Here is a 6,979-nt window from a genome sequence, read left to right as displayed (position 1 = left end):
CGAAGCCCGCGACCGCGCCGGCCCCGGCCGCGGCGAAGCCGTCCACGAACGGCAACGCCCCCGCCGCCGCGCCCGAGGGCCCGGAGTACGTGACGCTGCGCGGCCCGTCCGCCGCCGTCGCGAAGAACATGAACGCGTCCCTGGAGCTGCCCACGGCCACGTCCGTGCGCGCGGTCCCGGTGAAGCTGCTGTTCGACAACCGCATCGTCATCAACAACCACCTGAAGCGCGCGCGGGGCGGCAAGATCTCCTTCACGCACCTCATCGGGTACGCGATGGTGCAGGCCCTCAAGGCCATGCCGACGATGAACCACTCCTTCACGGAGAAGGACGGCAAGCCGACCCTCGTCAAGCCCGAGCACGTCAACCTGGGCCTGGCCATCGACCTGGTGAAGCCGAACGGCGACCGCCAGCTCGTCGTCGCCGGCATCAAGAAGGCCGAGACGCTCAACTTCTTCGAGTTCTGGCAGGCGTACGAGGACATCGTCCGGCGCGCCCGTACGAACAAGCTGACGATGGAGGACTTCACCGGAGTCACCGCGTCGCTGACCAACCCCGGCGGCATCGGCACCGTCCACTCCGTGCCGCGCCTGATGCCCGGTCAGGGCCTCATCCTCGGCGTCGGCGCGATGGACTACCCCGCCGAGTTCCAGGGCACCTCGCAGGACACCCTGAACAAGCTGGGCATCTCCAAGGTCATGACGCTGACCTCCACGTACGACCACCGCGTCATCCAGGGCGCCGCCTCCGGCGAGTTCCTGCGGATCCTCAGCCAACTGCTGCTCGGCGAGAACGACTTCTTCGACGAGATCTTCAAGTCGCTGCGGATCCCGTACGAGCCGGTCCGCTGGCTCAAGGACATCGACGCCTCCCACGACGAGGACGTCACCAAGCCCGCCCGCGTCTTCGAGCTGATCCACTCCTACCGGGTCCGCGGCCACGTCATGGCCGACACCGACCCGCTGGAGTACCGCCAGCGCAAGCACCCCGACCTGGACATCACCGAGCACGGACTCACGCTGTGGGACCTGGAGCGGGAGTTCGCGGTCGGCGGGTTCGCCGGCAAGTCCATGATGAAGCTGCGCGACATCCTGGGCGTGCTGCGCGAGTCGTACTGCCGCACCACCGGCATCGAGTTCATGCACATCCAGGACCCGAAGCAGCGCAAGTGGCTCCAGGACCGCGTCGAGCGCCCGCGCGGCAAGCCGGAGCGCGAGGAGCAGCTGCGGATCCTGCGCCGGCTCAACGCGGCCGAGGCGTTCGAGACGTTCCTCCAGACCAAGTACGTGGGCCAGAAGCGCTTCTCGCTGGAGGGCGGCGAGTCCGTCATCCCGCTGCTCGACGCGGTCCTCGACTCCGCCGCCGAGGCGCGCCTGGACGAGGTCGTCGTGGGCATGGCCCACCGCGGCCGCCTCAACGTCCTCGCGAACATCGTGGGCAAGTCGTACGCCCAGATCTTCCGCGAGTTCGAGGGCAACCTCGACCCGAAGTCGATGCACGGCTCCGGCGACGTGAAGTACCACCTGGGCGCCAGCGGCACCTTCACCGGTCTGGACGGCGAGCAGATCAAGGTCTCCCTGGCCGCGAACCCCTCGCACCTGGAGGCGGTCGACCCGATCCTCGAAGGCATCGCCCGCGCCAAGCAGGACATCATCAACAAGGCCGGCACGGACTTCACCGTCCTGCCCGTCGCGCTCCACGGCGACGCGGCCTTCGCGGGCCAGGGTGTCGTCGCCGAGACGCTCAACATGTCGCAGCTGCGCGGCTACCGCACCGGCGGCACGGTCCACATCGTGATCAACAACCAGGTCGGCTTCACCGCCGCCCCGGAGGCGTCCCGCTCCTCCATGTACGCGACCGACGTCGCGCGCATGATCGAGGCGCCGATCATCCACGTGAACGGTGACGACCCGGAGGCGGTCGTCCGCGTCGGGCGGCTGGCGTTCGAGTTCCGCCAGACGTTCAACAAGGACGTCGTGATCGACCTCATCTGCTACCGCCGCCGCGGTCACAACGAGGGCGACAACCCGCAGTTCACCAACCCGCAGATGTACAACCTGATCGACAAGAAGCGCTCGGTGCGCAAGCTCTACACCGAGTCGCTCATCGGTCGCGGCGACATCACGCTGGAAGAGGCGGAGCAGGCGCTCCAGGACTTCCAGGGCCAGCTGGAGAAGGTCTTCGCGGAGGTCCGCGAGGCCACCTCGCAGCCCGCCCCGACGCATGTCCCGGACGCCCAGGCGGAGTTCCCGGTCGCGGTCACCACGGCCGTCTCCCAGGAGGTCGTCAAGCGGATCGCCGAGTCGCAGGTCGCCATCCCCGACACGGTCACCGTCCACCCCCGCCTGATGCCGCAGCTCCAGCGCCGCGCGTCGTCCGTGGACGACGGCACGATCGACTGGGGCATGGGCGAGACCCTCGCCATCGGCTCGCTGCTGATGGAGGGCACGCCGGTCCGGCTGTCGGGCCAGGACACCCGGCGCGGTACGTTCGGCCAGCGCCACGCGGTCCTGGTCGACCAGGAGACCGGCGAGGACTACACCCCGCTGCTCTACCTGACCGACGACCAGGCCCGGTACAACGTCTACGACTCGCTGCTCAGCGAGTACGCGGCGATGGGCTTCGAGTACGGCTACTCCCTCGCCAGGCCGGAATCGCTGGTCATGTGGGAGGCGCAGTTCGGTGACTTCGTCAACGGCGCGCAGACCGTCGTCGACGAGTTCATCTCCTCGGCCGAGCAGAAGTGGGGCCAGACGTCCGGCGTCACCCTGCTGCTGCCGCACGGGTACGAGGGCCAGGGCCCGGACCACTCGTCCGCGCGCCCCGAGCGCTTCCTCCAGATGTGCGCGCAGAACAACATGACCGTCGCCATGCCGACGCTGCCGTCGAACTACTTCCACCTGCTGCGCTGGCAGGTCCACAACCCGCACCACAAGCCGCTGATCGTCTTCACCCCGAAGCTGCTGCTGCGCCTCAAGGCCGCCGCGTCGAAGGTGGAGGAGTTCACCACCGGCGGCTTCCGCCCGGTGATCGGCGACACGGCGGTCGCGGCGGGCACGGTCGATCCGGCCGCGGTGCGCAAGGTCGTCTTCTGCGCCGGCAAGGTCTACTACGACCTGGAGGCCGAGCGGCAGAAGCGCGGTTCGACGGACACGGCGATCCTGCGCCTGGAGCGGCTGTACCCGCTGCCCGGCCAGGAACTCCAGGCGGAGATCGCCAAGTTCCCGAACGCCGACAAGTACCTGTGGGCCCAGGAGGAGCCGGCGAACCAGGGCGCGTGGCCGTTCATCGCGCTCAACCTGATCGACCACCTGGACCTGGCGGTCGGCGCCGACATCCCGCACGGCGAGCGCCTGCGCCGCATCTCGCGGCCGCACTCCTCGTCCCCGGCGGTCGGCTCGGCCAAGCGCCACCAGGCGGAGCAGGCCCAGCTGGTCAACGAGGTCTTCGACGCCTGACCTCTGGTGGTACGGCCCGGAGGGCCCGGTCCGCGCGACATGCCGCGCGGACCGGGCCCTCCGGCGTTCTCCGCTCCCCCACCAGGTCGTTACGCTGGTCGTATGTACTTCACGGACCGTGGGATCGAGGAACTGGACAAGCGACGCGGCGAGGAGGAGGTCACCTTCGCCTGGCTCGCCGAGCAGTTGCGGGTCTTTGTCGACCTCAACCCGGATTTCGAGGTGCCGGTGGAGCGGCTGGCGACGTGGCTGGCGCGGTCGGACGACGAGGACGACGACGAGTAGCGGGTATCGGCCGGGCGGCCGGGCGGCTGGTCAGTGGCCGGCCGCCACTCCCGCCACGGAGGCCCAGGCCAGGGCGCGCAGACATCCCGAGCGGATGTCGTCGAGGTGCCGGGCCAGTTCCCCCGGGTTGTCGCTGTGGAGGCCCTGGCGGACCGCGGTCAGCCCGGGCCCCAGACGCAGGTGCAGTCCCCACGTGAGGTGGACGGTGGCGAAGCCCACGGCGGCGGCGTGCCGCGAGTCGGCCCCGGCCAGGTCACCGAGGGCGCGGCCGTAGGTCTCCAGGAGGGCCGGCTCGTCCAGCTCGCCGTGGCCGCCGAACGTACGGTAGAGGGAGACGAAGGTGCCCAGGTCGAAGCCTACGGGGCCGACGCCGACGTGCTCCCAGTCGATGAGGACGAGGGTGTGGTCGGCGTCCAGGCCGGCGTTGCGCGGCGTGAGATCGCCGTGGACGAGAGTGGTGGGAAGCGTGGCCGCGCGTGAGGTCAGCTCCGTGGCCGCGTCCAGGCAGGTGTGCAGGGCGTGGACCTGCTCGTGAGTGAACAGCGCTTTGAGGCGCGGCTCGTGGGCCAGTGCGTCGAGGTTGTCGTGCCCGGCCGGAATGTGGTGGGTGTACGCGGCGTGGCCTTCGCGCTCCAGCCAGGGGACGTCGAGAAGGCCGGGGTCCCGGGCTCCCGGTACGTACAGCAGCGCGGCGCGCAGGGCGGTCGTCGTGGCGGCGGCCGGGGTCCAGGGCCGGCCCAGGACGGGGCCGAGGTCGCGCATGACGATCCAGTCGAGACCGCGGTGGCCGACCACGGTCGCGTCTTGCGGTACGGCCAGGCCGGGGGGCAGCAGCGCCGGAATGCCGCTGCTGAAGAAGTGCGCTTCGCGGCGGTCCAGTTGGCTGTCGCGCGAGTCGAGCAGGGATCGGTGGCCCCAGCCGGGGATCTTGACGATCCACCCGGACCGGCGGCCGTCCGGGGCGGCGGCGCTCACCCCGAGGACCGCCGCCTGTCCGAGTCCGGGCGACAGGTCACGTACCGAGAGCACCTTCGTTCCGGCTTCCCACGCGCCCTCGTGGGAGGCGAGGACGGCCTCGACCGTCTCGGCGTCGGGCAGGGCGTGGCCGGTCATCCGGTTCCTTCCGGAGAGGGTCGGCGGACGGACACCATACGACCACAGGTGCGCCGCAGGCGTGGGCCTTGACTTCCCGTAGCCACGATATATCGTGTTTCCCAGGAGACGCGATATGTTGCGTCATGTCCGGCCTCGGGAGGTCAGCACCATGGAGTGGTCCGTCTCAGAGCCGAGGAAGCTTGTCTTCGACGACCCCGTCACGGCGCTCAGCGTACGCATCGTCGACGGCACGGTGAACGTCGTCGGCACGGACGGCGCGGCCCACCTGGAGATCTCCGGGATCCAGGGGCCCCCGCTCATCGTGACCCAGGAGGGCTCGACGCTGACCGTCGCGTACGAGGACCTGCCCTGGAAGGGCTTCCTCAAGTGGCTGGACCCCCAGGGCTGGCGCCGCAAGGCCGTCGTCTCGGTCGCCGTCCCGGCCGGGGCGTCCGTCGAGGTCGGGGTGGTGAACGCGGAGGCCGTGGTCTCGGGGATCCGGGGGCGTACGGACGTACGCGGCGTCACCGGCGACACCACGCTCGTCGGCCTCTCGGGTCCGGTCGGCGCGGAGTCCGTCTCCGGCGACCTGGAGGCCCAGGCCGTCAGCGGCGACCTCCACTTCCAGTCGGTCTCGGGCGACCTGACGGTCCTCGACGGCGCGGGCTCCTCCGTACGGGCCGAGTCGGTCAGCGGTGACATGGTCATCGACCTGGACCACTCGGGCCGCCCCACGGAGATCCAGGTCGCCACGGTCTCCGGCGAGGTCGCGATCCGGCTGCCGCACCTGACGGACGCGCAGGTGGAGGCGAACACGGCGAGCGGCAGGGTCTCCAACGCCTTCGACGACCTGCGGGTCGGCGGGCGGTGGGGGTCGAAGAACATCACCGGCACGCTGGGGGCGGGCACGGGGAGCCTCAAGGCGACCACGGTGTCCGGCTCGATCGCGCTGCTGCGGAGGCCGGCGGCGGAACCGTACGACTCCCCCGCCGCGCCGCCGCCCCCGCCCCCGGCGCCGGGCGCCCCCGCCGCCACGAAGGAGCTCTGACATGCCCCCGGTCTTCGCCCACGGACGCCTCCGCCTCTACCTGCTCAAGCTTTTGGACGAGGCCCCGCGCCACGGCTACGAGGTGATCCGGCTGCTGGAGGAGCGCTTCCACGGCCTGTACGCCCCCTCGGCGGGCACGGTCTACCCACGCCTGGCCAAGCTGGAGGCCGAGGGCCTGGTCACGCACGCCACCGAGGGCGGCCGCAAGGTCTACTCGATCACGGACGCGGGACGCGCGGAGCTGGCCGGCCGCAGCGGTGAACTGGCCGACCTGGAGCTGGAGATCCGCGACTCCGTCTCCGAACTGGCCGCGGAGATCCGCGACGACGTGCGGGGCGCGGCGGGGCAGCTGCGCAGCGAGATGCGGGCGGCGGCGTCGGAGAACCACCGGGCGTCGTCCAAGGCCGGCGCCGCCTCCGACGACTGGTCGGCCGCGAAGGAGGAACTGCGGCGCGCGCAACAGGGCTGGAAGGAACAGGCCCGCCGGGCGAAGGACGAGTCCCGCCGGGCCCGCGAGGACGCGCAGCAGGCGCGTCGCCAGGCCAAGGAGGCGCAGGAGACGGCGCGCCAGGAGATGCAACGGATCGCGAAGCAGGTCCAGGACCAGGTGCAGGGGCACTTCGCGCGGGGCGACTGGCCCACGGGGTTGCGGGAGGGTCTGTCGGAGCTGACGGGGCAGCTGCGGGGGGTGTACGGGGGCACGGGCTCGCCGGGCTCGAAAGCCCGGGTAGACGTGGAGGACACTGCCGACACTGCCGGCTCGGCCGACACTGCCGGCTCGGCCGCCTGGGGGGACACCATCGGGACGGGCGACCCGGCACGCGACCTGGACCGGCTGCTGGACCGCTTCCGCGACGATGTCCGCGACGCCGCGCGGGACAACGGGGTGACGGAGGCGCAACTGGGCGAGGCCAGGCGGCACTTGTCGACGGCGGCCGCGCATATCGCTGCGCTGCTTCGGCCGGGTGCTCGCTGAGGTTCCCGCTTTGTCCTCAATCGCCGGACGGGCTTGATCGTGCCCGCTGCGGGCCGCGTTTTCGGGTGCGGGTTGTCACCGGGGGCCGGGCAGGGGCCGTGTCCTGCACTGCATGTT

The 6,979-nt window shown here is 70.9% G+C and carries 5 protein-coding genes; 4 read left to right on the top strand and 1 reads right to left on the bottom strand.

The window, feature by feature from the left end:
• Both GT042_RS08730 and GT042_RS08725 read left to right on the top strand, forming a co-directional pair.
• The coding region (locus GT042_RS08730; protein WP_161308137.1) for a multifunctional oxoglutarate decarboxylase/oxoglutarate dehydrogenase thiamine pyrophosphate-binding subunit/dihydrolipoyllysine-residue succinyltransferase subunit at positions 1-3,458 on the top strand (3,458 nt) is incomplete at its 5' end.
• Positions 3,459-3,560: 102 nt separating this feature from the next.
• A complete protein-coding gene (locus tag GT042_RS08725) occupies positions 3,561-3,743 on the top strand; it encodes a DUF6104 family protein (protein ID WP_161308136.1) in 183 nt (60 codons plus the stop codon).
• A gap of 30 nt (positions 3,744-3,773) precedes the next feature.
• Here GT042_RS08725 and GT042_RS08720 read toward each other — a convergent pair whose 3' ends face one another.
• Positions 3,774-4,856, bottom strand: coding sequence for a phosphotransferase (locus GT042_RS08720; RefSeq protein ID WP_202532536.1), 1,083 nt, complete (start codon positions 4,854-4,856; stop codon positions 3,774-3,776).
• Positions 4,857-5,007: 151 nt separating this feature from the next.
• On the opposite strand from GT042_RS08720, the gene GT042_RS08715 reads away from it, so the two are divergent.
• Both GT042_RS08715 and GT042_RS08710 read left to right on the top strand, forming a co-directional pair.
• On the top strand, positions 5,008-5,886 hold the full coding sequence (locus GT042_RS08715) for a DUF4097 family beta strand repeat-containing protein (RefSeq protein WP_237530594.1): 879 nt from the start codon (positions 5,008-5,010) through the stop codon (positions 5,884-5,886).
• Between the two features lies 1 nt (position 5,887).
• The gene (locus GT042_RS08710; RefSeq protein WP_161308134.1) at positions 5,888-6,862 is read left to right on the top strand and encodes a PadR family transcriptional regulator; all 975 of its coding nucleotides are present in this window, start codon (positions 5,888-5,890) and stop codon (positions 6,860-6,862) included.
• The last annotated feature ends 117 nt before the right edge of the window (positions 6,863-6,979 follow it).

This window comes from Streptomyces sp. SID3212, assembly GCF_009865405.1.
Taxonomy (GTDB): domain Bacteria; phylum Actinomycetota; class Actinomycetes; order Streptomycetales; family Streptomycetaceae; genus Streptomyces.
The sequence above is the reverse complement of the archived record's forward strand: the minus strand, read 5'-3'. Positions and strand labels throughout refer to the sequence as shown.